This window comes from Leifsonia sp. Soil_N53 (assembly GCF_057655165.1).
Window position 1 is genome coordinate 56,920 of sequence record NZ_JBDGMM010000064.1, and the last position, 25,057, is coordinate 81,976.

Below are 25,057 nucleotides of genomic sequence, written 5' to 3' on the forward strand. Positions count from 1 at the left end.
GCTGTTCGCGTGACCGACCAGCAGCAGCTTTCCCCGGCCGAACGCTTCGCCGCATCCCGTGAGCGCGCCCGCCAGCCCCTGCTGGAGACGTTCCGGGCCGGCCTGCGCTTCGACCTCGACCCGTTCCAGCGCGAGGCGTGCGCCAGCCTCGAGAGCGGCCGGAGCGTGCTCGTGGCGGCGCCCACCGGCGCGGGCAAGACCATCGTCGCCGAGTTCGCGGTGTTCCTGGCCATGCGGGAGGCGAATTCGAAGGTGTTCTACACCACCCCGATGAAGGCCCTGAGCAATCAGAAGTTCCAGGAGTTCGTGGAGGCGTACGGACCCGAGTCCGTCGGCCTCCTCACCGGCGACACCAACATCAACTCGCACGCGCGCATCGTGGTGATGACCACCGAGGTGCTCCGCAACATGCTGTATGCGGACTCCGACCTCCTCGGCGACCTCGCCTACGTGGTGATGGACGAGGTGCACTACCTGGCCGACCGCTTCCGCGGGGCCGTGTGGGAGGAGGTCATCATCCATCTGCCGCAGGCGGTGCGGATGGTGTCGCTCAGCGCCACGGTCTCCAACGCGGAGGAGTTCGGCGACTGGCTCCAGGCCGTGCGCGGCGACACGGATGTGGTCGTCTCCGAGGAGCGCCCGGTGCCGCTGGAGCAGCACATCCTGATGCGCTCCAAGCTGATCGACCTGTTCGACTCGTCCGGCCTCGCCGCGACCAACCGGGTCAATCCCGAACTCGTGCAGATGGCGCGCTACGGCGGCCGGGTGCTCTCCAGCAGGCAGATGCGCGATGTCGGGCGGTACCACTCGCGCGGCGGGCGCCCCGACACGTTCCGGATGAACCGGTCCGACATCGTCCGGCTGCTGAACGAGCACAACCTGCTCCCGGCGATCTTCTTCATCTTCAGCCGGAACGGCTGCGACGCGGCCGTCCGGCAGACGCTGCGCGAGGGCGTGCGGCTCACCGAGCAGCGCGAGCGCGACGAGATCCGCGCGATCGTCGAGGAGCGCTGCCGCACCCTGCTCGACGAGGACCTCGCCGTGCTGGGCTACTGGGAGTGGCTGGAGGGCCTGGAGCGCGGAGTCGCCGCCCACCACGCGGGCATGCTGCCGGCCTTCAAGGAGGTCGTGGAGGAGCTCTTCCGCCGCAAGCTGGTCAAGGTCGTGTTCGCGACCGAGACGCTCGCGCTCGGCATCAACATGCCGGCCCGCACCGTCGTGCTGGAGAAGCTGGAGAAGTTCAACGGCGAGGCGCGCGTTCCGATCACGCCGGGGGAGTACACCCAGCTCACCGGGCGGGCGGGCCGCCGCGGCATCGACGTCGAGGGCCATTCCGTCATCCAGTGGGAGGACGGCCTCGACCCGCAATCGGTCGCCTCGCTCGCCTCGCGGCGCAGCTACCCGCTCAACTCCAGCTTCCGGCCCACCTACAACATGGCCGTCAACCTCATCGACCAGTTCGGCCGGCCGCGCACCCGCGAGATCCTGGAGTCGTCGTTCGCGCAGTTCCAGGCCGACCGCGCCGTCGTGGACCTCGCCCGCAAGGTCCGGCAGCAGGAGGAGTCGCTCGCCGGCTACGAGAAGGCGATGGAGTGCCACCTCGGCGACTTCCGCGAGTACTCCCGGATCCGCCGCGAGCTCAGCGACCTGGAGAAGAAGGGCCAGCGGATCGAGAACGCGTCCAAGGCCGACCGGGAGCGCCGCCAGCGCCAGCTCGCGGCGCTGCGCAAGCGGATGCGGGAGCACCCCTGCCACCGCTGCCCAGACCGCGAGCAGCACGCCCGCTGGTCGGAGCGCTGGTGGAAGCTCAAGCGCGAGACGGACCGGCTGAGCGCGCAGATCCAGTCCAGGACCGGCGCCGTCGCGAAGGTGTTCGACCGCGTGTCCGACGTGCTGCTGGAGCTCGGCTATCTGACCGAGGAGGACGGCGAGACGGCCCTGACCAGCCATGGCCGCACGCTCAAGCGGATCTACGGCGAACGCGACCTCCTTGTCGCCGAGTGCCTGCGCCGCGGCGTCTGGAAAGAGCTGGACGCCGCCAGCCTCGCCGCGATGGCGTGCGCCCTGGTGTTCGAGCCGCGCCGTGACGAGGGCCTCGCGCACGACCGCAACCTCCCGCGCGGCGCCTTCCGCCCCGCGCTCGATCGCACGACCGATCTGTGGGCGCGCCTCGACGACCTGGAGCGGGAGAACCGCCTCCCGGGCAGCGAGCCCGTCTCCACGGCGCTCGCCCTGGCGATGCACCAGTGGGCGCGCGGTGCCGGGCTGGACGTCGTCCTGAGGGAGGCCGACATGGCCGCGGGGGACTTCGTGCGCTGGACGAAGCAGACGATCGACCTCCTCGATCAGCTCTCACTGGTCGCCCAGGGCAACGTCGGACGCACGGCCCGGCAGGCGCTCGAGTCGATCCGCCGCGGCATCGTCGCGTACTCGGCCGTTGCCTGAGAGTGCAGGCGACGTCCCTGTGCGGGACGCAGAGCGCGATGCTTTAGGCTCTCCCTTCGTGACCCGATCGCCGCGCGCCCGCCGCCCGCGCCGTGCAGCCCTGCCGCCCGCCCCGCTCCCGCTCTGGGGCGCCCTCCTTCTCGCTCTCGCCTCCGGCCCGATCCTCGCTGCCGGATTCCCCGGCCAGAACTGGTGGCCGCTGACCTTCGTCGGCATCGGGATGGTGCTGGTCGCTCAGCGCGGCCGGACCGCGGGCAGCGCGTTCGCGGTCGGCTGGCTGGCGGGCGAGGTGTTCTACCTCGTGCACGTATCGTGGACGTCGCTCTATCTGGGGCCGGTGCCGTGGTTCGCGCTCTCCACGCTCGAGGCGCTGTTCTGGGGAGCAGGCGGCGTCCTCATCACGCTGGCCTACCGGTGGGTGCCGCGGGCCTGGCCGGGCATCGCCGGGCGGCTGGGTCTGGTCCCTGTGATCGTCGCGGGGCTCTGGGTGCTGCGGGAGTACGTGACGGGCAACTGGCCGTACGGCGGCTTCTCCTGGGGCCGGGTGGCCGAGTCCCAGTCGATGAGCCCGTACGCGCCGCTCGTCGCCTGGCTCGGCATCTCAGGTCTGAGCTTCGTCATGGTCTGGCTCGTCGCCCTGCTGATCGAGCTGTACTTCGCCGTGGACGTGCGCGCCCTCCTGCGCGGAGCGGTCGCCGTGGGCGCGATCGCGCTCGTGCTGGCCGTGCCGTCGTGGCCGGCGACGACGCACGGCACCACGCGGATCGCGGCCGTGCAGGGCAACGGTCCCGCCGGCTACTTCGACGACGCTCCGGTGGGAGCGGTGCTGGATACCCAGATCACCGAGACGCTCAAGATCCCGCTCGAGCAGGCCTCCGGGGACAAGAAAGTCGACATGGTGGTGTGGCCGGAGGGTGCTGCTCTGCCGGACCCGACGCGCGACCCCGGCTCGGCCGCCGTCCTCGACGATCTGAGCCGGCGGTTCGACGCGCCTTTCATCGTCGGGACGATCACCTACCGCGACGGCAAGTACTTCAACACGTCGCTGCAGTGGGAGGCCGGCAAGGGCGCGGTCGACTACTACGACAAGAAGCACCCCGTGCCGTTCGGCGAGTACGTCCCCGACCGCTCGTTCTGGCGGCCGTTCGCGCCCTCGCTCATCGACCTCATCGGACGGGACTACACGCCGGGGACCCGCGACAACGTGTTCGACGTCGGCGGGGTCCGAGCCGGCATCTCGATCTGCTTCGACATCGTCGACGACCAGCTCCTGACCGACATGATGAACGACGGGGCACAGGTCATCCTCGCCCAGACCAACAACGCCGACTTCGGCGAGACCGACGAGAACCAGCAGCAGCTCGCGATCGCCCGGCTGCGCGCGATCGAGTCCGGCCGCTCGCTGGTGAACATCTCCACCGTCGGCAGCAGCCAGATCGTCGGCCCGGACGGCCGCACCCTGTCCGAGATCCCGCCCTTCACGCCCGGCCACATGGTCGCGGACGTGCCGCTCGGCACCACGACTACGCCCGCGACGCTGCTCAGCCGTGGGATCGAGTTCCTCGTCGCCGGCCTCGGGCTCTTCGGCCTCCTGGTTGCGGCCTTCTCGCGGAAGCTCCCGGCTCCGGAGACCAGAAAGCCGCTCCCACCGGTGCGGTGAGAGCGGCTGAACGGAGTGCGGCCGTCAGGCGGAGTACTTGTGCTCCGCCGTCCCGCGACGAGCGCGCAGGTACTGCAGACGCTCCTCGAGCAGCTCTTCGAGCTCGGCCCGGGTGCGGCGCTCCAGGAGCATGTCCCAGTGGCTGCGGGGCGTCTTGACGTCCGAGTGGTCGATCTCGACGGGCTTGTCGTCGACCAGCAAGCGGGCCTCGTGGCCGCAGTGCTTGCACTCCCAGCCGCGGGGAGGCTCTGCCTCTGCGGCGAAGACCATCTCGGTCTCCGTGCCGCAGTCGGGGCACAGGTAGGTGTAACGGGAACGCGGAGAGTAGACGACGCCTTCTTCACTTTGTAAGCTCTGGGCGCCAAGCCTCATTCCGCGCAAACTGCGATCTGCCATCGTGTGGTCTCCTCTTCGCGCGAATCCTCACTGTTATAAACCAGCAAGCTGGGGATTCTCTTTCCGGGGGACCCCTTCTCTCAGTGGGCTCACAGCGTCAGCAGAGGTGCGAGGCGTCAGTTTCGGGCGTCGACCAGGCCTTTAAGCAGATCGCAGCGGTTGGTGACGATGCCGTCGACTCCCAGGTCGAGCAGGCGGGTCATGTCGGCGACGTCGTCGATCGTCCAGACGTGGACCTCGGCGCCCGCGGCGTGGACCGCACGCACCGTGCGCGCAGTGACGAGCCGGAGCGGGCCGCGACGCGGCGGGATCTGCACGGCCGCGAAGCCACGGAGAGCGCGCCGGGTCAGCGGACGGATCCCGAGCTTCGCGCCGACGAGGGCCGGGACGAACTCCGAGACCGACGGGGACACGGCGACGTCCGGGAGCGCGGTCGTTGCGGCCTTCCTGTTCGCCGCCGAGAAGCTCGTGAGGAGGACGCGGTGAGCGGCGCGCGCGTGCAGGATCGCCGCCGCGGCCGGGGCCGCCGCGCGCTCCTCCTTGATGTCGATGTTGAACCGCGCCTCCGGGAACGCGTTCAGGGCCTCGGCCAGCGTGCAGAAGGACTGGCCGTATCCGAGCGGGACCCGCCGCAGCTCGGCCATGGTGAGCTGCTCCACGCGTGCGTCGCGGCCGGCGACGCGCGTCAGGTCCGGATCGTGGCTGATGACGGCCTCGCCGTCCGCCGACGCGTGCACGTCGGTCTCCAGGTGCGTCGCCCCGGCGCTCAGCGCCTTCAGGAAGGCGAGCAGGGTGTTCTCGGGCGCGTCGAGCGCGAGGCCACGGTGCGCGATGATGCGCGGGGGCGGACCTGCGAGGAACGTCACGCCGGGGGAGCGGGCGGAGTCGGCGCAGCCGACCCGGGTGCGGCCCCGACCGAGGGCGCAGCCTGCGTCGCCGCCGGCACCGCGTCCAGCCCGGCCGCTGCCGCGCCCTTGGGCCCGAGCGCAGCGCCGATGCCCTTCAGCGCCTCCGTGAGCTCGCTCGGGATGATCCAGAGCTTGTTCGCGGAGCCGTCGGCCAGCTTCGGCAGCGTCTGCAGGTACTGATACGCCAGCAGCAGGCTGTCCGGCTTCCCCTCGTGGATGGCGCCGAAGACGGTGGTGATCGCCTTCGCCTCGCCCTCGGCGCGCAGCACGGCCGCCTTCGCGTCGCCCTCCGCCTTGAGGATCGCGGCCTGGCGCATGCCCTCCGCGTTGAGGATCTCGGACTGCTTGGTGCCCTCGGCCGTCAGGATGAGCGCACGGCGGTCGCGCTCGGCGCGCATCTGCTTCTCCATCGAGTCCTGGATGGACACGGGCGGATCGATCGCCTTGAGCTCGACGCGGGATACTCGGATGCCCCACTTGCCGGTGGCTTCGTCGAGGACCAGGCGGAGCTGGCCGTTGATGTTGTCGCGGCTGGTCAGGGCGGCCTCGAGGTTCAGCCCGCCGACCACGTTACGGAGGGTAGTCGTGGTGAGCTGCTCGACGGCGCCGAGGTAGTTGGCGATCTCGTAGGTGGCGGCGCGGGCGTCGGTGACCTGGAAGTAGACGACCGTGTCGATCGAGACGACCAGGTTGTCCTCGGTGATGACCGGCTGCGGCGGGAACGAGACGACCTGCTCGCGGAGGTCGATCAGCGGGCGCACCTTGTCGATGAACGGCACGACGACGTTGAGGCCGGGGGTGAGCGTCTTGTGGTACCGGCCCAGCCGCTCCACCACTCCGGCCCGCGCCTGCGGGATGATCCGGATGGCGCGGAACAGCGTGACCAGCACGAAGATCGCGATCACCAGAATGATGATCGAGACCACGATGGTCACGACGAGCTGGGTGACTTCGGTCACGGAACGCTCCTCTCGGTGAGGTCGCCGGCTCCCGCCGACACCGGTGACGGGGCGACTACGGCGGTCGCGCCCTCGATGCTCAGGACGATGACGTGCTCGCCCGGCACCAGTTCCGTAGGGCCTGCCTGGGCGGGCGAGAGCCGCGCGGTCCAGGTCTCCCCGACGGACAGCTTGACGAGCCCGGCGGTGCGCGAGACGGTGGACACGACGAGACCGGACATGCCGATCAGGGCGTCCACATTGCTCTTGGCCGGGTCGGCGCCGCGCTTGAGCCTGTGCAGCAGCGGCGGCCGGATGAAGAAGATCAGGACGACCGAGAGCGCTGCCGCGATTATCAGCTGCAGCCACCACGGCGCACCGAAGAGCCCGGAGACCAGGCCGCCCAGGCTGCCGATCGCGATCATGAGGAAGACGAAGTCCAGCGTGAGCATCTCGATGATCACGAACACGAGGATGAGGACCAGCCACGCGATCCAGGCGAACGACGTGATGTCCATGAGCGGCCCCCTCTCTGCACATCACTATGTACTTGCTACGACGCTAGCATTCCCGGGCCCCGCGGGACGGAACGCACTTGGTAGTCTCAGAAAGCCGTGTCGTCGAACCTCCGAGGAGTACCCGTGTCCAACGCTTCCGCGTCCGCCAGCCCGCTCGAGCAGGGCAGCCTCACCGGCAGGCGCGCCCTCGTCACCGGCTCGTCGCGCGGGATCGGCGCGGACACCGTGCAGTACCTGGCCGACGCCGGCGCCGCGGTCGCCATCAACTACCGCAACAAGGAGGCCCGCGCCGTCAAGCTGGCCGACGCGATCCGCGAGCAGGGCGGCACGGCGATCACCGTGGGCGCCGATCTCACCGACCCCGAGTCGGTCGCCGCGCTGTTCCGCACGATCGACGCCGAATGGGGCGGACTCGACATCCTGGTTCTGAACGCCTCCGGAGGCATGGAGTCGGGCATGGCGGAGGACTACGCGATGCAGCTCAACCGCGACGCCCAGGTGAACGTCCTGACCTCCGCGCTGCCGCTGCTTGCCCCCGGCTCGCGCGTCGTGTTCGTCACGAGCCACCAGGCCCACTTCATCCGCTCCACGCCGACGATGCCGGAGTACGAGGCCGTCGCGCTCAGCAAACGAGCGGGGGAGGACGCGCTGCGCGCCCTCCTGCCCGAACTGACCGAGAAGGGCGTCGAGTTCGTGGTCGTCTCGGGCGACATGATCGAGGGCACGATCACCGCGACCCTGCTCAACCGGCTGAACCCGGGCGCGATCGACGCCCGCAAGGAGGCGGCGGGCCGCCTCTACAATGTCGGCGAGTTCGCCGCAGAAGTCGCGGCGGCGGTCGTCGACCCCGTGCCGGCCGACAACACCCGTCTCGTCGGCGACGTCTCCAGCTTCGGGCCGCTCGGCGAATGAGGGCCGCCGATCTGGAGCTCCTGACCGCCGTCTCCCGTCCCACCGTCCATCCGGGAGCCGGACGCGCGGTCGTCTCGGTCACGCACCCCTCCCTCGCCGCAGACGCGACCGTTGGCCAGCTCTGGAACATCCCGCTCTCCGGGCACGCGGCTCCGCGCCGGCTCACGCGGGGCTTCCGCGACAGCGCGCCGAGGTTCTCGCCGGACGGGCGGCTGATCGCGTTCCTGCGCGGCGGGCCGAAGGTCCCCTCGCAGCTGATGGTCGTCGACGCCGCGGGCGGCGAGCCCGTCGTCGTTACCGACCGCAAACTCGGGGTCACCGAGTTCGCGTGGGCGCCGGACGGGCGCTCGCTGGCCTTCGTGAGCCGCGATCCGGAGCAGGGGCGCTACGGCACCGTCGAGGGCATCGACGCCAACGGGGAGCGCGCCCGCCGGATCGACACGCTGAAGTATCAGTCCAATGGGATCGGCTACATCACCGATCGGCGCTCGCACGTCTACGTCGTCGCGGCTCCGGACGTCTGGGCGGAGCCGCCGGTCGTCCCGATCGCGGAGGCGGACGGCTCGTCCCGGCCGGCCCCGGCGGTCGCGACGCCGCGTGCGCTCACCGCGGGGGACTGGGACGACTCGACGATCGCGTTCTCACCGGACGGCTCCACCCTCGCGTTCGTGTCTGCGCGGCACGACAGCCGGGACGACGACCTCCGCTCGAACGTCTTCCTCGTGCCCGTCGACGGCGGCCGCGAGCCCTCGGACGCGACGGGGGAGCACGGCAGCTTCTCGGTCGTCGCCGTCGCCTACGGACTCAATGGAGCCCTGTACTTCAGTGCGCAGGACGTGGGGGAGGGCGGCCGGGACTTCGTGGCGAAGAACACCGCGCTCTACGTGATCGACCATCCGGGTGCCGCGCCGCGCCTCCTCACCGAGCCGGAGACCGTCGACCTCACCGAATCGGACATCGTCGCCTTCCGTGACGACAGCGTCCTCGTCTGCGACCGCAGCCGCGGCGCGCTCGTGCTGACAGAGGTGGACGCGACGGGCGCTGCCAGGCGGCTGACCGACGAATCGACCGTCGTGAGCGGCGTCGGCTCCGCGGGCGGGACGATCGTGGCGAGCGTCTCCGACGCCGGCACAGCGGGCGATGTCGCCGTGATCGACGACGACGGCCTCCGCCGGCTCACCGACTTCTCCCAGCGCCTCCGTTCCGCCGGCGTGATCCCTCCCCGCGACCTGACCGTGACGGGCCGCGACGGCTACCCGATCCACGGCTGGGTCGTGGAGCCGGAGGGCACGGGGCCGCATCCGGTGCTGCTCACCATCCACGGCGGGCCGTTCGCGGCGTACAGCGCTGCGCTGTTCGACGAGGCCCAGGTCTACGCCGCGGCAGGCTACGCCGTCGTGATGTGCAACCCGCGCGGATCGGCAGGCTACGGCCAGGAGCACGGCCGCGTCATCCGGCAGCGGATGGGCACCGTCGACCTGGCGGACGTGCTGGACTTCCTGGACGGCGCGATCGCCGAGACACCCGGGCTCGACGCCGAGCGGGTCGGCGTGATGGGCGGATCGTACGGCGGCTACCTGACGGCGTGGACGATCGCGCACGACCACCGGTTCGCCGCGGCGATCGTCGAGCGCGGCTACCTCGACCCGGCCGCGTTCATCGGCACGAGCGACATCGGCAGCTTCTTCAGCGACGAGTACACCGGCACCGACCCGGCCGGCGTCGCGGCGCAGAGCCCGCAGGCCGTGGTCGACCGGGTGCGCACGCCCACCCTCGTGCTGCACTCGTCGAGCGACCTCCGCTGCCCGCTCGGGCAGGCCGAGCGCTACTACGCGGCGCTCAAGCGCGGCGGCGTCGAAGCCGAGCTCGTGATCTTCCCCGGGGAGGACCACGAGCTCAGCCGCAGCGGTCGCCCGCGGCACCGCTGCGAGCGCTTCGAGATCATCCTCGACTGGTGGGACCGCTATCTGCCGGTGAAGCAGCGCGGCCGCTAGGCGGCGGCCGGCGCCGCCGGGGCGGCGGTCGACTTCAGCGCTTCGCGCCCGAAGGTGAAGGCGCGGACGATTCCGATGATGCCGAGCACGATCAGAGCGATCGCGGCGAACAGGATGAGGAACACCGCCGACGACGCCGGCAGGAACAGCACCACGAGGCCAGCGATGATGCTCAGGATGCCGTAGGCGATCCCCCACCCGGAGGAGCGGGTGCGCCCGGCCTCCACGAGGCTCATCACGCCCTCGATGATCCAGCCCACGCCGATGAAGGCGAGGGCGAAGATGACGAGCACGGTGGCGGCGGTGGAGACGTTCTTGAGCGTCACGATGCCCACGAACACGAGCAGCACGCCGAGGATGATGTTGAGCGTGCGGATGCCGCCGCCGATGCCGCGGCTGAAGATCCCGACGCCGAGGCGCATGATCCCGGCGATGAGGAAGTAGATGCCGAGGAAGATCGCGAGCACCGCGATCGTCTTCTCGGGCCAGAACAGCAGCACGACGCCGAGGATGAGCGCGACGGCGCCGCTGACGCCGAGGACGGCGCGGATCCCGTTGATGGCCGAGCGGGTCATCTCCGACGCGTCGAGCGAGAAGTCGCGGAAGGAGGAGTCGAGAGGATCGGTGGAGGACATCGCACGCACCTTTCAGTCGTCGGCCACGCTGTCGGGTGGCCTGTACGCGCAGAATACTGACAATCTGCTGTGCATATCAGCAGCCATCTCGGCACGTCGCGAACACGGGGGAGGGGACCGGGTCGGTGGCACCTGGTTAGATCGGAGGCACGACCGAGCGGACGGAGCACAGCGATGACCACGGCCAGCAGCACGAGCACGGAGCCGGGTGCAGAGGAGCGGGCGGACAGCCACGACGTCATCCGGGTCCGTGGGGCGCGCGAGAACAACCTCAAGGACGTGAGCGTCGACCTCCCGAAGCGGCGGCTGACGGTCTTCACCGGCGTGTCGGGCTCCGGAAAGAGCTCGCTCGTCTTCGGCACAATCGCCGCGGAGTCGCAGCGGCTCATCAACGAGACCTACAGCGCGTTCGTGCAGGGCTTCATGCCGTCGCTCGCGCGGCCCGACGTGGACGTGCTCGAGGGACTGACGACCGCGATCCTGGTCGACCAGGAGCGCATGGGCGCGAACTCGCGGTCGACGGTCGGCACGGTCACGGACGCCAACGCGATGCTGCGCATTCTGTTCAGCCGGCTCGGGCAGCCGCATATCGGCTCGCCGCAGGCCTTCTCGTTCAACATCCCGACCGTGCGCGGCACCGGCGCCATCACGATCGAGGGCAAGGAGAAGACGACGGTGCGGCGCACCTTCGAGCAGACCGGCGGCATGTGCCCGCGCTGCGAGGGGATGGGCACCGTCTCGGACATCGACCTGACGCAGCTCTACGACGAGTCGAAATCCCTGGCCGGCGGCGCGATCACGGTGCCCGGCTACACGGCCGACGGCTGGTCGGTGCGGATGTTCAGCGAGTCGGGCTTCTTCGACGCCGACAAGCCGATCCGCGACTACACCGAGACCGAGCTGCACGACTTCCTGCACAAGGAGCCGGTGAAGGTCAAGATCAACGGCATCAATCTCACTTACGAGGGCCTCGTCCCGCGCGTCCAGAAGTCCATGCTGTCGAAGGACGTGGATGCCATGCAGCCGCACATCCGCGCCTTCGTGGAGCGCGCGGTCACCTTCGCGCCGTGCCCGGACTGCGGCGGGACGCGGCTCAACGAGGGCGCGCGGTCTTCGCTCATCCGCGGCGTGAGCATCGCCGACGTGTGTGCGATGCAGCTCAGCGACCTCGCGGGGTGGGTGCGCGGGCTGGACGAGCCGTCCGTGGCGCCGCTGCTCGCGAACCTGCAGGGCACGCTCGACTCGTTCGTGGACATCGGCCTCGGCTACCTGTCGCTCGACCGGCCCTCCGGCACGCTCTCGGGCGGCGAGGCGCAGCGCACCAAGATGATCCGGCACCTCGGATCGTCGCTCACCGACATCACCTACGTCTTCGACGAGCCGTCCGTCGGCCTCCACCCGCACGACATGCGCCGGATGAACGAGCTGCTCGTGCAGCTGCGCGACAAGGGCAACACCGTGCTGGTGGTCGAGCACAAGCCGGAGATGATCGTCATCGCCGACCACGTCGTGGACCTCGGGCCGCGCGCCGGCACCGCCGGGGGAGAGATCGTCTACGAGGGGACGATCGACGGGCTGCGGGGGAGCGGCACACTCACCGGGCGGCACCTGGACGACCGCGCCACGGTCAAGGAGACGGTGCGGAAACCGTCGGGGGTCCTGGAGGTGCGCGGGGCCACGTCGCATAACCTGCGCGACGTGGACGTCGACGTCCCGCTCGGCGTGCTGGTCGTGGTCACCGGCGTGGCGGGCTCGGGCAAGAGCTCGCTCATCCACGGCTCGGTGTCGCCGCGCGAGGGCGTCGTCTCGGTCGACCAGGGCGCGATCCGCGGCTCGCGACGCAGCAACCCCGCCACCTACACGGGACTGCTGGAGCCGATCCGCAAGGCGTTCGCGAAGGCCAACGGCGTCAAGCCCGCGCTGTTCAGCGCGAACTCCGAGGGCGCGTGCCCGAACTGCAACGGCGCCGGGGTCATCTACACCGACCTCGGCGTGATGGCCGGGGTGTCGACGGTGTGCGAGGTCTGCGAGGGCAAGCGCTTCGACGCCTCGGTGCTGGAGTACCGCTTCGGCGGCTTGGACATCAGCGAGGTGCTGGCGCTGTCGGTGGAGGACGCCGAGAGGTTCTTCTCGGCGGGGGAGTCGCGCATCCCCGCCGCGCACGCCATCCTGCAGCGCCTGGCGGACGTCGGCCTCGGTTACCTGACGATCGGCCAGCCGCTCACGACCCTGTCCGGAGGCGAACGCCAGCGGCTCAAGCTGGCGACGCACATGGCGGAGAAGGGCGGCGTCTACGTGCTGGACGAGCCGACCACCGGTCTCCATCTGGCGGATGTCGAGCAGCTGCTGGGCCTCCTGGACCGCCTGGTCGACTCCGGCAAGTCGGTCATAGTCATCGAGCACCACCAGGCCGTCATGGCCCACGCCGACTGGATCGTGGACCTGGGCCCCGGCGCCGGCCACGACGGCGGCCGCATCGTGTTCGAGGGCACGCCCGCGGACCTGGTGGCGTCGCGCGCGACGCTGACCGGGCAGCACCTGGCGGAGTACGTGGGGGCCTGACGCCGCGCTGAGGCGGGCCCCTCCTCCTGGGAGGGAGTGGTGCTTTCCAGCCGCTATGTTAGTGGTGTACATGTGAATTCCACATGTGTCAGTGAGGAAGCACCAATGAGTAAATCCATCGCCAGAGTGTTCTTCGGAGCCGCGGCCGTCGTCCCGGCGGTCCTGTGCACCGCCGGCGTATCGGCCGTCGCCGCACCCGAGGACGACAAGTCGTGGGACAAGTCCAACATCGCCATGAACCTAGGCGCCGATAAGTCCGGGTCGTACATGGACGCGGCCGGCAACACCTTCAACGGCTCGGGTCAGATCGTCTTCGACATCGACGGCGCGTTCACCGGCGGCAACCCGCTCATGAAGGACGCCAACGGAAAGTCGAAGGTCGCGGGCGAGTACTGCTTCGGGTTCGGCGCCGACCCGAACGGGTGGTCGAGCCTGTGCGAGACCACAAATGTGATCAACACGCCGTACTTGTACAAGGGGCCGTCGCTGTTCAGCAGCCTTCCCCAGAGCTCGGCTCCGTCGTCGCGTTGCGTGGACTCGTCAGGAGATCTGTGCCACGCGGTCCACGGCACGGCGACGGCGGGCGCAGTGGTCGGTCAGCCGGGCGTGCGCTATGAACGCGATTCGAATGGCGACTCGATTCCCGTCTCGTCGGCCGGTGCCGCCGTCGGCGCGAAGGTGGTCCAGGTGAAGGTCGGCGGCGGCACGACGACCGGCGCGAATGACGACATGGGCTGGCAAGGGGATTCGGTCGCGAATGCCCTCAACTGGATCGACAAGATCGAATCCGAGCAGATGTACCGCGGAAGGGTCGCTGCGGTCACGCTGTCGGTCGACGGGCTCCCCATCGGAGTCGACGGGAAGTGCTCCGCAATCGGAGAAGCGATCGATTCTGCTGCGGCGCGTCTGAAGAGCAAGGGCATCGCGGTCGTCATGGCCGGCGGCAACCAGGGCGTCAACTCGGTAGGCGCCTGGAACTGCGGAAAGAACGTGATCACGGTCGGCGCGACCAAGACGCTTCACGAGCACGTGCGGGCCGGATACTCCAACTACGCCGCGAGCACGCGTCTCTACGCTCCGGTCGGTGAGGGCGACTACGTGAACCGGGACGGCGTGCTGCTCCCGTACAAGAGCTCCGGCACCTACTACGTGTGGGGAACGTTGTTCGCCGCGCCGCAGGTGGCCGGCGCCTTCGCCGTGCTGCGCGAGAAGTTCGGCTCCGAGCCGACGGTCGATCAGTTGGCCGACGTGCTCGCCAAGACTGGATCACCCGTCGAAGGTGCGCCTGCCACCGCACGCGACATCAACGTCAAGGCTGCGCTCAACGCGACCCCGTAGCGAGCGCCGTCCGGCCCCCGGTCGATCGTCGCCTGCTTCGCGCCGGCGTCGACCGACCGGGGGCCTTTCGTGGCCTTAGTGGGTCGCGACCGCGGTCCCGGTGAGCTCGTGGCGCGAGTACGTGTCGACGAAGCACTCGTAGGCGCGGTCTCCTGACGCCCACTGGGCCTCGGTGTTCGGGTAGCGCAGCTCCACCTGCACGTCCTCGTTCCACACCGCGACCCAGTCCCAGTTCAGGAGGCCGGGGGTGCTGCAGAGATCGCCGACTTGGGCGTTGAGAGCCTGAGTGCCCGGAAACGGCGCGGAGCCGGCCTGGGGTAGGACGCCCTTCGAGAGCACCTGGGCGAGGTGCGGCGACGCGCAGTCGATGACGGGGTAGGCGGCCTCCTGGGGCGACGGGAAGACCTGGAGGCAGGCGCCCGTGGCGATACCGCCCACCGGTTGCTCGGGAACGGTCGCGACGGGCGGCGTGGGGGTCGGGCGTCGAGGCAGCCCGAGCGGCGTGGGGACAGGGTCCAGCGGACGCGGGGGAGCGGGCGGGGCAGCCGCCGTCGCGTGCGCCCGAGCCTGCCTGGCGGCAGGCAGGCCGCTCGCGAGGGCGACGACTGTGAGGAGGACGACCGCGGCGACGCCCGTCGTGGCCACGAGGACGATCCAGCCGCGGCGCGAGAGGCCATCCTGGCTCGCGGGCGATCGGCGCTCTCTCACCGCCTCATCCTACGTTCGGCCGGTGGAATCGCGAGCAGTGCCGCAGAGCGCGCACACCAGCGTGAACCGCGGGCTCCGGTCGACGGTGACGATGGACGGGTAGGCCATGCGGCCGGCGCAGCGCGGGCAGCTGCGCGTGGTGTCGGGTGTGCGGGTGTCGAGCGTCGTCATGTGTAGGAGACCGGTGCTGGGCGTCGTCGTGACGCGGGTGGGTAGCCTGGAGCCGTGCAACGAGCCGAACCGATCCTGCTGAGCGTCGGCGGAGCCTCCCGCACGGACCTGCGCGCGGCCCTGCAGTCGCATGGTGTGCTGCTGAACGCGCACGCCGAGACGCTGCTCGATCACGAGGCCTTCGACCTGCGGGATCCGGTGGAGCTGACCGTCGTCGAGCGCGGCGTGGGCGAGCTGGGCCTCGGTGACGGCGGCACCCTCCAGGAGGTGCACGCAGCGGCGCGGGAGCAGGCGTCACGACCGGTATTCGGGGTTCGGGAAGTCGAACCGCGTCCCGGGGTCCCACTCGCGGCGCTGGTTGCCGTAGTCGGGGAAGCCGCCGGCGTCCTTCAGCAGCCGGGCCTGGTGCAGGAGGTTCCAGGTGAGGAAGGTCGTGTTGCGGTTCGTGAAGTCGTTGTCGAATCCGACGCGGCGGCCGTCGCCGGTGTCGTCGCCGTAGCTGGGGCCGGGGCCGGCCTCGGCGATCCAGCCGGCGTCGGCCTGCGGGGGTATGGAGTAGCCGATGTGCTGGAGGCTGTAGAGCACGTTGGACGCGCAGTGCTTGATCCCGTCCTCGTTGCCGGTGATCAGGCATCCGCCGGTCCGGCCGTAGTAGAGCCACTGGCCCTTCTCGTTGAGCTCGCCGGAGTGCGCGTAGAGGCGCTCGATGATCTTCTTGGTCTCGCTGCTGTTGTCGCCGAGCCAGATCGGGCCGGCGATCACGAGGATGTCGGCCGCGAGCACCCGCGGGAACAGCTCGGGCCACGCGTCCGCCTCCCAGCCGTGCTCGCGCATGTCGGGGTCGACGCCCGTGGCGATCGGGTGGTCGACGGCGCGGAACTGATCGACCCGCACGCCCTGGTGGGACATGATCGACGCGCTCACGTCGATCAGCGACTGCGTGTGGCTGCGGCCGGGGGAGCGGGTGAGTGTCGTGTTGATGAAGAGCGCGTTCAGATCGCTGTAGTCGGTGCCCGGAGCGTTCATGGGACTCACGGTAGAGAGCGGGCGCGCGCGTGTCCAGCAGGACGAGTGATCACGGGGCAGCGAGATTCTTCGCATTTTGTGCGCATTTGCAGCGAACGCATATGTGCATTCGTGTATTCTTGCGGCGACTGCAAAAACACATCGCCAAAAGGATCCCGTCTTGTCTACAGCTACCGCGCCCGTCGGGGTGCAACCAGCGGCGCCCGCGCCGCGCGAATCGAAGCCGATCATGTCGCACCGGCAGATTCTTCTCGTCATCTACGGCCTCATGGCCGGCATGTTCCTGTCGTCGCTGGACCAGACGATCGTCGGTACGGCGATCCGCACGATCGGTGACGACCTCCACGGACTCAACGACCAGGCGTGGGTCACCACGGCCTACCTGATCACGTCCACGATCGCGGTGCCGATCTACGGCAAGCTGTCCGACATCTTCGGCCGCCGCCCGCTGTACATCTTCGGGATCGTCGTGTTCCTGCTCGGCTCCCTGCTCTCGGCGTTCTCGACGTCGATGATGATGCTGGCCGCCTTCCGCGCGTTCCAGGGGATCGGCGCGGGCGCGCTGATGTCCCTTCCGCTGGCGATCATGGGCGACATCCTCGCCCCGCGTGAGCGTGCCAAGTACCAGGGCTACTTCCTCGCCGTCTTCGGCATCTCGTCGGTCATCGGCCCGCTCGTCGGAGGCCTGTTCGCCGGGGCGAACCAGATCCTGTTCGTCACCGGATGGCGCTGGGTCTTCCTCATCAACGTCCCGATCGGAATCGTCGCGCTCCTCATGGTGCTGGCCTTCCTGCACCTGCCGAAGTTCCACACGGCCGCGAAGCCGCGCATCGACTGGTGGGGCGCGACCGCCGTCATCGTGACGCTCATCCCCGTGCTGCTGGTCGCAGAGCAGGGGCGTGACTGGGGCTGGAGCTCCGCCGCCGCCATCAGCTGCTACGTGATCGCGGCTGTGGGCCTGATCTCCTTCATCCTGATCGAGCGTCACATGAAGGACGACGCGATCATCCCGCTCCGCCTGTTCCGTTCGCGGGTGTTCTCGATGGCGACCGTTCTCGGCGTGCTCGTCGGCTTCGGGATGTTCGGCGCCATGCTGACCCTCCCGCTGTACCTGCAGATCGTGTTCGGGCTGAGCCCGACGGCCTCCGGCTTCGCCACGCTGCCGATGATGGCCGGCCTGATGATCGCGTCGATCGCGTCTGGCCAGATCATCGCCCGCACGGGCAAGTACCGTATCTTCCCCGTCACCGGGACGCTGTTCACGGCGGCCGGCTTCTTCGTGCTGACCTTCCTCACGGTCGACAAGCCGCTCTGGTTCCTGATGATCGCGATGTTCCTGATCGGGCTCGGACTCGGCCAGATGATGCAGACGCTCACCCTGGCCAGCCAGAACGCGGTCGCGCCGAACCAGATGGGTGTCGCGACGGGTGCGTCGACCTTCTTCCGCCAGATCGGCGGAACCCTCGGCGTCGCCGTGCTGCTCTCGGTGCTCTTCGCCGCGCTGCCGGGCAACATCGTCACGGCGACGGCCGACCAGAAGACCCTGAGCTCCGCACTGGACGCCGCCTTGACGCCGGAGGTCGCGACCGCACCGCACAACAAGGCCATCATGAAGCAGCTCTGGACGCCGATCGTCACCCCGATCGAGAAGAGCGTCCAGGACGAGCTCGCCGCCGGCGTGGCGAAGGCGAAGGCCACCGCCGACGCGGCCGTGACCGAGAAGGTCACCGCGGCTGTCGACGCGCAGGTCGCCGCCGGGAACGTCCCGGCCGAGGCCGCGGCGCCGATCATCGCCCAGCAGATCGCCGCGGCGACGCCGCAGGCCGAGGCCGCAGCACTCGCGGCGGTCGCCAAGGCGGCGCACGCCACGGTCATCGACGGGACCGTCGAAGTGAACTGGGCGAATGCGAGCCAGCGTAGCTTCTACGTCGACAAGCTCACCCCGACGCTCGCGGACAAGCTCAAGCAGGGCGACTCGAAGGCGAACAGCTCGAGCAACAGCTCGACGAGCGACACCTCGTTCCTCGACGGCGCCGACCAGCGACTGAGCAAGCCGTTCATGGTCGGCTTCAACGAGTCCGTGGTCCTGGTTTACACGATCGGCCTCGGAGTGATCCTGCTCGCCTTCGTCCTCACCCTGTTCTTCAAGGTGCCACCGCTGCGGAAGACCTCCGCGCTGCAGCAGCAGGCGGACGAGGCGGGCGCGACCGTGACCGGAAGCATCCGGGCGGTGCCGCAGACCTGATCGGGGGAGTGGGCGGCGTCCCCGCGGCGCCGCCCACTCCACTCGGCCGGAAGCATCAGACCATGACCACACTCGACATCCACCCCGAGGCCGTCGGCCTCCGCGAGCGCAAGAAGCTCCAGACCCGCACCGCCATCCACGAAGCCGCCTTCAGCCTCATCGACTCGCAGGGGCTGGACGCGACGACGGTCGAGCAGATCTGCCAGCAGGCGGACGTCTCGGTCCGCACCTTCTTCAACTATTTCCCTTCCAAGGCCGCAGCGGCCCTCGAATTCCAAGGCCCCACCATCCACCCGGACGTGGAGCAGACGTTCCTCTCGCACTCCGGGAGCCTGGTCATGGCCCTGTGCGACGTGATCGGCAATGGTTCGGAGCACGGACCTGACCTGGTCCGCATGAAGCAGCTCCTGAGCCGGCGCCCCGAACTCCTGACGACCGCGACCCGGATCATGGTCGAGGTGCGGGAGATGTACATCGACCTCGCCGCGCGACGCGCACGCAGCAGGAACGAAGCGGAACTCGCCGTCGTCCTCGTGATGGCGGCGCTCAGCAAGGCGCTGCACGACGACGATGCGCGCGACGAGCCGATCGGTGAGCAGCTGAAGGAGACCGTGCGGCAACTTCTTGCCCTCCGCTGGGACGAACCGGAGACCTGAGCGCTCTGACCTGTCCGCCGAGGGGGATCCCCGACTCGGGGGACCGCGGACGGCTGGAGCACCATCAGCCGTCGCGAGAGAAGACGACTGTCTCGGTAACGGAGCCCGTCTCGGGCGCCCCCGAACACAAGGACGTGCTGCGTCGCCGACACCAACTGCCCGGCTCGATCCAACCTATGATCAACGCACTCCACGAAGACCTCGCACATTCCCTCCGGACCCGCAGCCTCGGACGCCCACCGAATCGCCTCAGTAACGTCCAAGGCTCCAGCGATGCGCTACTCGTCGAGAAACCACGAGCACTCGATGCTCGTGTGCGGCATTTAGATGCGCACCCAGTACAGCGTCTCAGTTGGCACCGGCTGAGCCACCTCGCCGAAGGTGCCGGCACCATGGCATTCACAGTGCGCGACGACCGGATCGCGTCGCTCGTGATCAACTGAACCTTCGGGTGGCGCGAAACTGCGATGGATCATCCGGGCGGCAGGGTGAAGCGGGGGAGCTGAAGCCGTGCGCGAGCGGCAACGGCAGGGTGCCCTTCAGCTCAGGTTCGGTCCGATTGTCTCTTCGGCACCTCGACGAGCCGGCTTACTGCGTCCCTCACCGCGGCGTGTCGGCGATTTCGAGGCTCGGGCGTCGAACTGCCTAGTTGCGGGGCGAGGTTGTCCCATGCCATCGCGATGCCCCGCACGAGCGCTAGCAGTTCGACGGGGCTGTAGTGGTCAGGCACCGTGCCGGCGGCCTGGGCGTCGGCAATGGCGCTGAGCTTGACACGGTGGGACTCGACGATTGCGCGAAGGGGCTCGCCGTCGGGGCGCTCGAGCTGATACCAGTGGGTGAGGCGGAGGGTGCGTGGGTGTTCTTGGTAGGAGTCGAAGAGCTGGGTGGCGTACCCGGGGAGGTCAGTGGGGTCAAAGTGGATGCGCTCGACGAAGGCGACGACGTGGGCGGTGAACACGGCGTCGAACAGCTCGTCCTTGGTGCCGAAATACCGGTAGATCATGGCCTTGTTCGCGTCCGCGTTCTCGGCGATCCGGTCAACGCGGGCACCGGCGATACCCAGCGCGCCGAACTCCTCAGCGGCCGCTTCCAGGATGCGCGCGCGGGTGGCATCCGCGTCTCGTAACCGTGTCACCTGCCTACTCTAATGGCAAGTAACCGGTTAGTTGCATTCCGCGTATGCGGCGAGTATGGTCGCATGTAACCGGCTAGTTACTTAGAGAGGTTGACATGACGGAAGACACCCGCGATTACGACGCGGCGCTCGATGAGGCGGAGCGACTGCTCGGTTTCCGACTCGAACGGTTCCTCGGCACTGCGCCGACCGAACCGGAGAACGCCGACGACTTCAAACGCATCGCGACCATCCAGGCGTTCGGTGACGCGTGGCCGCGCAGCGACAGGCTGGACACCCGGACCCGTGCGATCGTCTCTGTGACCATCGCAGCGACGCTCGGAGTGCTCGAACCACTGCGTGGCCAACTCCGGATCGCGCTCAACAACGGCGTGACGAAAGAAGAGATCGTCGAGGTCTTCATCCAGCTCGCCGCATACGCCGGTGTCGCTCGTGCATTCGAAGGCTACGGTATCGCGGCGGAGGTCTTCGCGGAGAACGGCTAGCGCGGCCGCTCCCGTTCCTATGCGGCCCTTGCGCACCTTCTCCACGCCGTTTCGGGCGACGCAAGTCCCGCGGTTGAGCACTGATAATGCACATTATGTCAGCTCGAACGGAATCAATACCCTCCCCGCCCCAGTGCCGCGCGCAGAGTCAGCTGGACCGCAGCAGCCGCGCCAGCGCCAGTCCGGCCGCCGACACGAGCGGAGCCGCGGCGATGATCACCGCGACCGGGTTCGGCCGGAAGATCGGCCCACGGGTCCCGCCGATGTAGGCGCCGATCGGTATCGCGTAGCCGCCGCCACCGCCCCCGCTCCCCTCGCCTCGCCCCGCGCCGTCCGGATCGTCACCAGACCCTTCGCCGCCGCCGAAGCCGAAAACGACGATCGCGACGGGTAGGAGGTCGTGTCCGTCGAGCGTGGTCTTCTCGCCGTAAGCGAGTCGTGCACCCCAGGAAGGCACGGAGTCAGCCAGTCTCTCGATGAGCTTCGTCATGACAGAGAACCGTACGCGCGTCAGAGAACCGCGACCACTCTCAGGCCGCTCAGGTGCCCGGGTGAGTTGATACAGCATTCCCTGTACTATCGACCACATGACTACAACCGCTCCCGCCGCCACGGTCACCCACACCGCCGCGCTGGCGCGGTTCGGTCATGCCCTGTCGGATGCCACCCGGGTCGGGATCCTGCTGGCCCTGCGGGAGGCGCCTGCGTTCCCGTCCGATCTCGCCGAAGCGCTCGGGGTGTCTCGTCAGGTGATGTCGAACCAGCTGGCCTGTCTGCGCGGGTGCGGCTTGGTCGAGGCGATTCCGGAGGGGCGGCGGACCTGGTATCGGCTGGCCGATGGGCACATCGCTCCTGCTCTCGATGAGCTGCTGCGGGTGACGCTGTTCGTGGAACCGGGCTGCTGCGCGGGTGATGAATGCCAGTGCGCATGAGCACTCTCAGCATCGACCGCACGGCTGTCCTGCAGCGTCGCATCCGGTGGATCGTCGCAGCCACTATCGGTTACAACCTCGTCGAGGCGATCGTCGCGATCGCCGCCGGAAGCGCCGCGTCCTCCGGCGCCCTCATCGGGTTCGGACTGGACTCGACCATTGAGGTTCTCTCCGCGGCGGCCGTCGCCTGGCAGTTCACCCGCCGCGATCCGGAGCGGTGGGAGAAGCCGACGCTGCGGGTGATCGCGATCGCCTTCTTCGCGCTGGCGGGCTACGTGACCGTCAGCTCCCTGCTGACCGTGTTCGGCCGGGTGGAGGTTCAGCATTCACCGGTCGGGATCGTGCTCACCGCGCTCAGCGTGGTCGTCATGCCCTTCCTCTCCCTCGTCGAACGTCGCACGGGACGCGAGCTCGGTTCGGCGACCGCGGTCGCCGACTCGAAGCAGACGCTGATCTGCACCTACCTCTCGGCCGCGGTCCTCATCGGCCTCGTGCTGAACTCCCTCCTCGGCTGGTGGTGGGCCGATCCGATCGCCGGACTCGTGATCGCCGTGTTCGCGATCCGCGAGGGTGTTGAAGCATGGAAGGGTGACGCCTGCGCCACCTCCGTCGGGATGCTGCTGGAAGACGACGGGCATCATGCGAAGCATGGCCACGACCGCAGGTGAGCGCCCGACGGGCTAACCGCCCAGGATGCGCTGTTTCTGAGCCTCGAACTCGGCATCGGTGAGCACGCCCGCCGCCCGCAGGTCGCCGAGTTGCGTGAGCTGGTCGAGCACCGACGGCGCCGCTCCCCCGGGCGCCGCTCCCCCGGGCGCCGAGGCGGGTTCGGCGGCCGGAGCCGCGTCCTGCGCGGCCCACTGCTGCTGCTGACGCCGATGGGTGCTCCCGATCACGCGCGTGGCGACGGAGGCCCGGGCTGCTGTGCGGAGCAGGCTCATCAGCGCGTCACCTCCGCCTCGACGGCCTCCGCGAGGTCGATGATGTCGACTCCCCCGGCGAAAAGCTCGGTCCCGCCCGCGGCGGTCCACGCCTCCGCGACGGATGCCAGGGAGCGGTCCTCGTACACGAGTGCGAGCGCGAAGCCGCCCGGCTCCACTGCCTCGGCGATCCGCTCGACGTCCTCCTGGTCGAGGATGCCCGAGTACGCGCCCGCGAACTCGGCCAGGTCCAGCGCGGCTCTGGTCGGCGTCCCGTCGTCGCCGACGCGGACGACCTCGAGGTCGAGCAGGTCGATCGCCCCCTCGCCGACCCGGTTTCGGAGCGCCGCGAGGCCCGCGGCCGGCGGTGCGTCGGACGGGAAGGCGAAGACGACATAGTCGACGGGTCCGGTGAAGGCGTCACTGGCCATGTTCCGGCGTTCCTTTCGGTGAGGAGCAGGATGATCGCCCACCCTAGAGGTGGGTCGGCGCCGTTCCTCCTCCCCCGGTCACCGCACAGTGCCACCCTTAGCGTCGGAGGCCACAACTTTCACCATGCCGGCCATCCTGCTGCGCGGCTCCTCCTCGCCGGGACTCACCTTCTCCCATGGCCGACACCGGGCCGGGAGGTGATCTGCCGCATCCAGTCCGCGACCTGCTTTTCATCGAGCTCGGCCAGGGTCGAGAGCTCCACTCCGCGGGTGGACTTCCCCATCGCCACCGGTGTCACCGGGGGCACGGGGTCGAGCGTGTCGCCGTTCACGAACATGAGCTTGACGAGTTCGTCGAAGGCTCCGCAGCTGAAGCACCAGCCGTCGCCGACGCCGTAGTACGACATGCCCCACTTCACCGAGCGCGTCAGGCCGGGCAGCGTCCGAGCGGCCAGGGCGTCGACCGCCTCCGCGATGGCGCGCTGCGGCTGCGGCAGGCTCGCGATGTATGCGAACACCGGCTTGTCGCCGACCGCCGTCTTGGCGGGACTCGCCCGCCCGGTCATGAGGACCGCCCGCGGACCGCGTAGGTGAGATGCGTGGCGCGCGCCGAGGCCTCCGACCCGGTCTGTTCCAGCGCGATCCGGGACGCGTCGACGCTCTCGAACAGCCGGATGCCGCGACCGAACAGCACCGGGGACAGCGCGACCGAGAACTCGTCCACGAGGCCGGCGTTCAGGTACTCGACGATCGTGGCGCCTCCGCCGGCGATGCGGACGTCCCGCTCCCCCGCCGCGTCGCGCGCCCGGTCGAGGGCGACCTGGATGTCGTCCACGAAGTGGAATGTGGTGCCGCCCCGTCGCTCCCACGGCTCGCGACGCTCGTGCGTCACGACGAAGACCGGGGTGTGGAACGGCGCGTCCTCCGGCCAGGCGTGCTCGCCTGCCTCGAACATCCGTTTGCCCATCACGCTCGCGCCGGTGCGCTCGAACGTACGGCGGGCGACGTCGTTGTCCAAGCCCTCCTCACCGCCGGGCCCGAGCCCCAGGTTCTGCCGGAAGAACCGGGTCGGGAAGACCCAGTGCTGCAGCTCCATCCACTGCCGGCCCATCAGCTCCTCCGGGGAGTCCGGCGCCATGAACCCGTCCAGCGACATCGAGACGCTGAAGAACACCTTCCCAGCCATCAGTCCTCCTTCTCATTCGTCATCGTGGTCTCGACGTAGCCGGCCAGCTTGGCCAGCGTCTGCCTGCCGCCTTCGGCGGCGTGCGACCGCATGAGCGCCTGATCGCGCAGTTCCGTCGTCGGGAACACCGTGCGCAACTCGATGCGGGTGGCCGCGCCCTCCGGCGTGAACGTCAGCACGGAGGCGAAGGCGTCCGGGTCGTCGCGGCGCTCCCCGTGGAGCAGCTCGATGCGCTCGGGCGGGACGATGGCCGTCCACGTGATCCACTCCGGGTGCACCGTGCCGTCGGGTCCGCGCATCGTGAAGACCCACTCGCCGCCGACACGGAACTCGAAGGAGCGGGTGGTCGTGCTGAACCCCTCCGGGCCCCACCACCGGGACAGATGCCTGACCTCCGTGAACGCCTCGAACACCAGGTCGGGTGGAGCCTCGATCACGCGCCCGACGACGATCTCGCGATCGGCCGTCGACGACTCCCCCACCGCTTCCGGATCCTTCGGCCCCATCCGCTACTCCGCCGCCCTCTCGGCCTTCAGTTCCTGCACGTACGCGTCCAGCCGGTCGAAGCTCTCACTCCAGAACCGTTCGAAGCCGCCCGTCCACTCGTGAACCGTCGCCAGCCCGCGTGCGTCGAGCCCGTAGACCCGCTGCTTGCCGGCCCGGCGGTCCTGCACGAGCCCGACCTCCCGCAGCACCCGCAGGTGCTTGGAGGCCCCGGGCTGCGGCATGCCGAGCGCCTCGGCGACCTCGTGCACCGGCCGTTCCCCCGCTCGGAGCAGCATCAGGATGTCCCGGCGACGCGGCTCCGCGATCGCATTGAAGACGTCCGAGGTCGTCGCTGCGCGTGCCATGGGCC

General features: G+C 69.3%; 27 protein-coding genes. 11 read left to right on the forward strand and 16 right to left on the reverse strand.

The annotated features are described in order from the left end of the window. The first annotated feature begins 9 nt into the window (after positions 1-9). Both AC3A3H_RS13830 and lnt read left to right on the forward strand, forming a co-directional pair. The gene (locus AC3A3H_RS13830; RefSeq protein WP_487615125.1) at positions 10-2,445 is read left to right on the forward strand and encodes a DEAD/DEAH box helicase; all 2,436 of its coding nucleotides are present in this window, start codon (positions 10-12) and stop codon (positions 2,443-2,445) included. A gap of 58 nt (positions 2,446-2,503) precedes the next feature. Next, complete coding sequence (gene lnt, locus AC3A3H_RS13835) at positions 2,504-4,105, forward strand: apolipoprotein N-acyltransferase (RefSeq protein ID WP_487615126.1); 1,602 nt, start codon at positions 2,504-2,506, stop codon at positions 4,103-4,105. A gap of 24 nt (positions 4,106-4,129) precedes the next feature. On the opposite strand, the gene AC3A3H_RS13840 is transcribed toward lnt, so the two are convergent. The 4 genes from AC3A3H_RS13840 to AC3A3H_RS13855 all read right to left on the reverse strand — a co-directional run bounded on the left by AC3A3H_RS13840 (position 4,130) and on the right by AC3A3H_RS13855 (position 6,865). Next, complete coding sequence (locus AC3A3H_RS13840; RefSeq protein ID WP_487615127.1) at positions 4,130-4,501, reverse strand: RNA polymerase-binding protein RbpA; 372 nt, start codon at positions 4,499-4,501, stop codon at positions 4,130-4,132. A gap of 116 nt (positions 4,502-4,617) precedes the next feature. Continuing rightward, complete coding sequence (locus tag AC3A3H_RS13845) at positions 4,618-5,367, reverse strand: glycerophosphodiester phosphodiesterase family protein (RefSeq protein WP_487615128.1); 750 nt, start codon at positions 5,365-5,367, stop codon at positions 4,618-4,620. After that, positions 5,364-6,368: an SPFH domain-containing protein gene (locus AC3A3H_RS13850; protein WP_487615129.1), complete on the reverse strand. Its 1,005-nt coding sequence runs from the start codon at positions 6,366-6,368 to the stop codon at positions 5,364-5,366. Before AC3A3H_RS13850 ends, AC3A3H_RS13845 begins: the two co-directional genes overlap by 4 nt. Then, entirely contained in the window at positions 6,365-6,865 is a 501-nt protein-coding gene (locus AC3A3H_RS13855) for an NfeD family protein (RefSeq protein ID WP_487615130.1), read from the reverse strand. The genes AC3A3H_RS13850 and AC3A3H_RS13855 overlap by 4 nt, the downstream gene beginning before the upstream one ends. Positions 6,866-6,988: 123 nt before the next feature. Between AC3A3H_RS13855 and AC3A3H_RS13860 the strand changes: the two genes are divergently transcribed. After that, complete coding sequence (locus tag AC3A3H_RS13860; RefSeq protein ID WP_487615131.1) at positions 6,989-7,777, forward strand: SDR family oxidoreductase; 789 nt, start codon at positions 6,989-6,991, stop codon at positions 7,775-7,777. Continuing rightward, positions 7,774-9,771: a prolyl oligopeptidase family serine peptidase gene (locus AC3A3H_RS13865; RefSeq protein WP_487615132.1), complete on the forward strand. Its 1,998-nt coding sequence runs from the start codon at positions 7,774-7,776 to the stop codon at positions 9,769-9,771. Before AC3A3H_RS13860 ends, AC3A3H_RS13865 begins: the two co-directional genes overlap by 4 nt. On the opposite strand, the gene AC3A3H_RS13870 is transcribed toward AC3A3H_RS13865, so the two are convergent. Continuing rightward, on the reverse strand, positions 9,768-10,406 hold the full coding sequence (locus tag AC3A3H_RS13870; RefSeq protein WP_487615133.1) for an HdeD family acid-resistance protein: 639 nt from the start codon (positions 10,404-10,406) through the stop codon (positions 9,768-9,770). The genes AC3A3H_RS13865 and AC3A3H_RS13870 overlap by 4 nt on opposite strands. A 174-nt stretch (positions 10,407-10,580) precedes the next feature. Here AC3A3H_RS13870 and AC3A3H_RS13875 point away from each other — a divergent pair, with 174 nt between their 5' ends. Beyond that, a complete protein-coding gene (locus AC3A3H_RS13875; protein WP_487615134.1) occupies positions 10,581-12,968 on the forward strand; it encodes an ATP-binding cassette domain-containing protein in 2,388 nt (795 codons plus the stop codon). 39 nt (positions 12,969-13,007) lie between these two features. Beyond that, the gene (locus AC3A3H_RS13880) at positions 13,008-14,306 is read left to right on the forward strand and encodes a S8 family serine peptidase (protein WP_487615135.1); all 1,299 of its coding nucleotides are present in this window, start codon (positions 13,008-13,010) and stop codon (positions 14,304-14,306) included. Between the two features lie 75 nt (positions 14,307-14,381). Here AC3A3H_RS13880 and AC3A3H_RS13885 read toward each other — a convergent pair whose 3' ends face one another. Genes AC3A3H_RS13885 through AC3A3H_RS13895 form a run of 3 tightly spaced genes read right to left on the reverse strand, consistent with a single transcriptional unit; the run spans position 14,382 to position 16,211 of the window. Next, complete coding sequence (locus tag AC3A3H_RS13885; protein ID WP_487615136.1) at positions 14,382-15,014, reverse strand: septum formation family protein; 633 nt, start codon at positions 15,012-15,014, stop codon at positions 14,382-14,384. 9 nt (positions 15,015-15,023) lie between these two features. Then, positions 15,024-15,458 (reverse strand): hypothetical protein, encoded by a 435-nt coding sequence (locus AC3A3H_RS13890; protein ID WP_487615137.1) that lies wholly within the window; start codon positions 15,456-15,458, stop codon positions 15,024-15,026. Between the two features lie 21 nt (positions 15,459-15,479). Continuing rightward, a complete protein-coding gene (locus tag AC3A3H_RS13895; RefSeq protein WP_487615138.1) occupies positions 15,480-16,211 on the reverse strand; it encodes a flavodoxin family protein in 732 nt (243 codons plus the stop codon). 229 nt (positions 16,212-16,440) lie between these two features. Here AC3A3H_RS13895 and AC3A3H_RS13900 point away from each other — a divergent pair, with 229 nt between their 5' ends. Next, positions 16,441-18,456, forward strand: coding sequence for an MDR family MFS transporter (locus AC3A3H_RS13900; RefSeq protein ID WP_487615465.1), 2,016 nt, complete (start codon positions 16,441-16,443; stop codon positions 18,454-18,456). A 62-nt stretch (positions 18,457-18,518) separates the two neighbouring features. Beyond that, entirely contained in the window at positions 18,519-19,112 is a 594-nt protein-coding gene (locus tag AC3A3H_RS13905) for a TetR/AcrR family transcriptional regulator (protein WP_487615139.1), read from the forward strand. Positions 19,113-19,656: 544 nt separating this feature from the next. On the opposite strand, the gene AC3A3H_RS13910 is transcribed toward AC3A3H_RS13905, so the two are convergent. Further along, positions 19,657-20,247 (reverse strand): TetR/AcrR family transcriptional regulator, encoded by a 591-nt coding sequence (locus AC3A3H_RS13910; RefSeq protein WP_487615140.1) that lies wholly within the window; start codon positions 20,245-20,247, stop codon positions 19,657-19,659. Between the two features lie 95 nt (positions 20,248-20,342). Between AC3A3H_RS13910 and AC3A3H_RS13915 the strand changes: the two genes are divergently transcribed. After that, on the forward strand, positions 20,343-20,732 hold the full coding sequence (locus AC3A3H_RS13915) for a carboxymuconolactone decarboxylase family protein (protein ID WP_487615141.1): 390 nt from the start codon (positions 20,343-20,345) through the stop codon (positions 20,730-20,732). A 148-nt stretch (positions 20,733-20,880) separates the two neighbouring features. Here AC3A3H_RS13915 and AC3A3H_RS13920 read toward each other — a convergent pair whose 3' ends face one another. After that, on the reverse strand, positions 20,881-21,222 hold the full coding sequence (locus AC3A3H_RS13920; RefSeq protein ID WP_487615142.1) for a hypothetical protein: 342 nt from the start codon (positions 21,220-21,222) through the stop codon (positions 20,881-20,883). A 97-nt stretch (positions 21,223-21,319) separates the two neighbouring features. Here AC3A3H_RS13920 and AC3A3H_RS13925 point away from each other — a divergent pair, with 97 nt between their 5' ends. Both AC3A3H_RS13925 and AC3A3H_RS13930 read left to right on the forward strand, forming a co-directional pair. Then, a complete protein-coding gene (locus tag AC3A3H_RS13925; protein ID WP_487615143.1) occupies positions 21,320-21,664 on the forward strand; it encodes an ArsR/SmtB family transcription factor in 345 nt (114 codons plus the stop codon). Continuing rightward, positions 21,661-22,332, forward strand: a complete 672-nt coding sequence (locus AC3A3H_RS13930) for a cation diffusion facilitator family transporter (RefSeq protein ID WP_487615144.1) — start codon at positions 21,661-21,663, stop codon at positions 22,330-22,332. The genes AC3A3H_RS13925 and AC3A3H_RS13930 overlap by 4 nt, the downstream gene beginning before the upstream one ends. Before the next feature lie 12 nt (positions 22,333-22,344). Here AC3A3H_RS13930 and AC3A3H_RS13935 read toward each other — a convergent pair whose 3' ends face one another. From AC3A3H_RS13935 to AC3A3H_RS13960, 6 genes are all read right to left on the reverse strand, one after another. Continuing rightward, on the reverse strand, positions 22,345-22,605 hold the full coding sequence (locus AC3A3H_RS13935; protein ID WP_487615145.1) for an SHOCT domain-containing protein: 261 nt from the start codon (positions 22,603-22,605) through the stop codon (positions 22,345-22,347). Continuing rightward, positions 22,605-23,015 (reverse strand): DUF6325 family protein, encoded by a 411-nt coding sequence (locus AC3A3H_RS13940; protein WP_487615146.1) that lies wholly within the window; start codon positions 23,013-23,015, stop codon positions 22,605-22,607. Before AC3A3H_RS13940 ends, AC3A3H_RS13935 begins: the two co-directional genes overlap by 1 nt. 164 nt (positions 23,016-23,179) lie before the next feature. Next, entirely contained in the window at positions 23,180-23,581 is a 402-nt protein-coding gene (locus AC3A3H_RS13945) for a DUF1801 domain-containing protein (RefSeq protein ID WP_487615147.1), read from the reverse strand. Then, positions 23,578-24,201, reverse strand: coding sequence for a dihydrofolate reductase family protein (locus AC3A3H_RS13950; RefSeq protein ID WP_487615148.1), 624 nt, complete (start codon positions 24,199-24,201; stop codon positions 23,578-23,580). The genes AC3A3H_RS13945 and AC3A3H_RS13950 overlap by 4 nt, the downstream gene beginning before the upstream one ends. Next, complete coding sequence (locus tag AC3A3H_RS13955) at positions 24,201-24,707, reverse strand: SRPBCC family protein (RefSeq protein WP_487615149.1); 507 nt, start codon at positions 24,705-24,707, stop codon at positions 24,201-24,203. The genes AC3A3H_RS13950 and AC3A3H_RS13955 overlap by 1 nt, the downstream gene beginning before the upstream one ends. A 3-nt stretch (positions 24,708-24,710) precedes the next feature. Beyond that, the gene (locus AC3A3H_RS13960) at positions 24,711-25,052 is read right to left on the reverse strand and encodes an ArsR/SmtB family transcription factor (protein WP_487615150.1); all 342 of its coding nucleotides are present in this window, start codon (positions 25,050-25,052) and stop codon (positions 24,711-24,713) included. Positions 25,053-25,057: the final 5 nt, after the last annotated feature.

Bases quoted from the DNA above. Each gene is read 5' to 3' on its own strand.
- AC3A3H_RS13865 (WP_487615132.1), top strand. From the start codon at position 7,774: ATGAGGGCCGCCGATCTGGAGCTCCTGACCGCCGTCTCCCGTCCCACC.
- AC3A3H_RS13840 (WP_487615127.1), bottom strand. From the start codon at position 4,501: ATGGCAGATCGCAGTTTGCGCGGAATGAGGCTTGGCGCCCAGAGCTTA.
- AC3A3H_RS13925 (WP_487615143.1), top strand. From the start codon at position 21,320: ATGACTACAACCGCTCCCGCCGCCACGGTCACCCACACCGCCGCGCTG.
- AC3A3H_RS13945 (WP_487615147.1), bottom strand. From the start codon at position 23,581: ATGACCGGGCGGGCGAGTCCCGCCAAGACGGCGGTCGGCGACAAGCCG.
- AC3A3H_RS13900 (WP_487615465.1), top strand. From the start codon at position 16,441: ATGTCGCACCGGCAGATTCTTCTCGTCATCTACGGCCTCATGGCCGGC.
- AC3A3H_RS13905 (WP_487615139.1), top strand. From the start codon at position 18,519: ATGACCACACTCGACATCCACCCCGAGGCCGTCGGCCTCCGCGAGCGC.
- AC3A3H_RS13955 (WP_487615149.1), bottom strand. From the start codon at position 24,707: ATGGGGCCGAAGGATCCGGAAGCGGTGGGGGAGTCGTCGACGGCCGAT.
- AC3A3H_RS13870 (WP_487615133.1), bottom strand. From the start codon at position 10,406: ATGTCCTCCACCGATCCTCTCGACTCCTCCTTCCGCGACTTCTCGCTC.
- AC3A3H_RS13940 (WP_487615146.1), bottom strand. From the start codon at position 23,015: ATGGCCAGTGACGCCTTCACCGGACCCGTCGACTATGTCGTCTTCGCC.
- AC3A3H_RS13950 (WP_487615148.1), bottom strand. From the start codon at position 24,201: ATGGCTGGGAAGGTGTTCTTCAGCGTCTCGATGTCGCTGGACGGGTTC.
- AC3A3H_RS13930 (WP_487615144.1), top strand. From the start codon at position 21,661: ATGAGCACTCTCAGCATCGACCGCACGGCTGTCCTGCAGCGTCGCATC.
- AC3A3H_RS13875 (WP_487615134.1), top strand. From the start codon at position 10,581: ATGACCACGGCCAGCAGCACGAGCACGGAGCCGGGTGCAGAGGAGCGG.
- AC3A3H_RS13935 (WP_487615145.1), bottom strand. From the start codon at position 22,605: ATGAGCCTGCTCCGCACAGCAGCCCGGGCCTCCGTCGCCACGCGCGTG.
- AC3A3H_RS13915 (WP_487615141.1), top strand. From the start codon at position 20,343: ATGACGGAAGACACCCGCGATTACGACGCGGCGCTCGATGAGGCGGAG.
- AC3A3H_RS13920 (WP_487615142.1), bottom strand. From the start codon at position 21,222: ATGACGAAGCTCATCGAGAGACTGGCTGACTCCGTGCCTTCCTGGGGT.
- AC3A3H_RS13960 (WP_487615150.1), bottom strand. From the start codon at position 25,052: ATGGCACGCGCAGCGACGACCTCGGACGTCTTCAATGCGATCGCGGAG.
- AC3A3H_RS13855 (WP_487615130.1), bottom strand. From the start codon at position 6,865: ATGGACATCACGTCGTTCGCCTGGATCGCGTGGCTGGTCCTCATCCTC.
- AC3A3H_RS13895 (WP_487615138.1), bottom strand. From the start codon at position 16,211: ATGAACGCTCCGGGCACCGACTACAGCGATCTGAACGCGCTCTTCATC.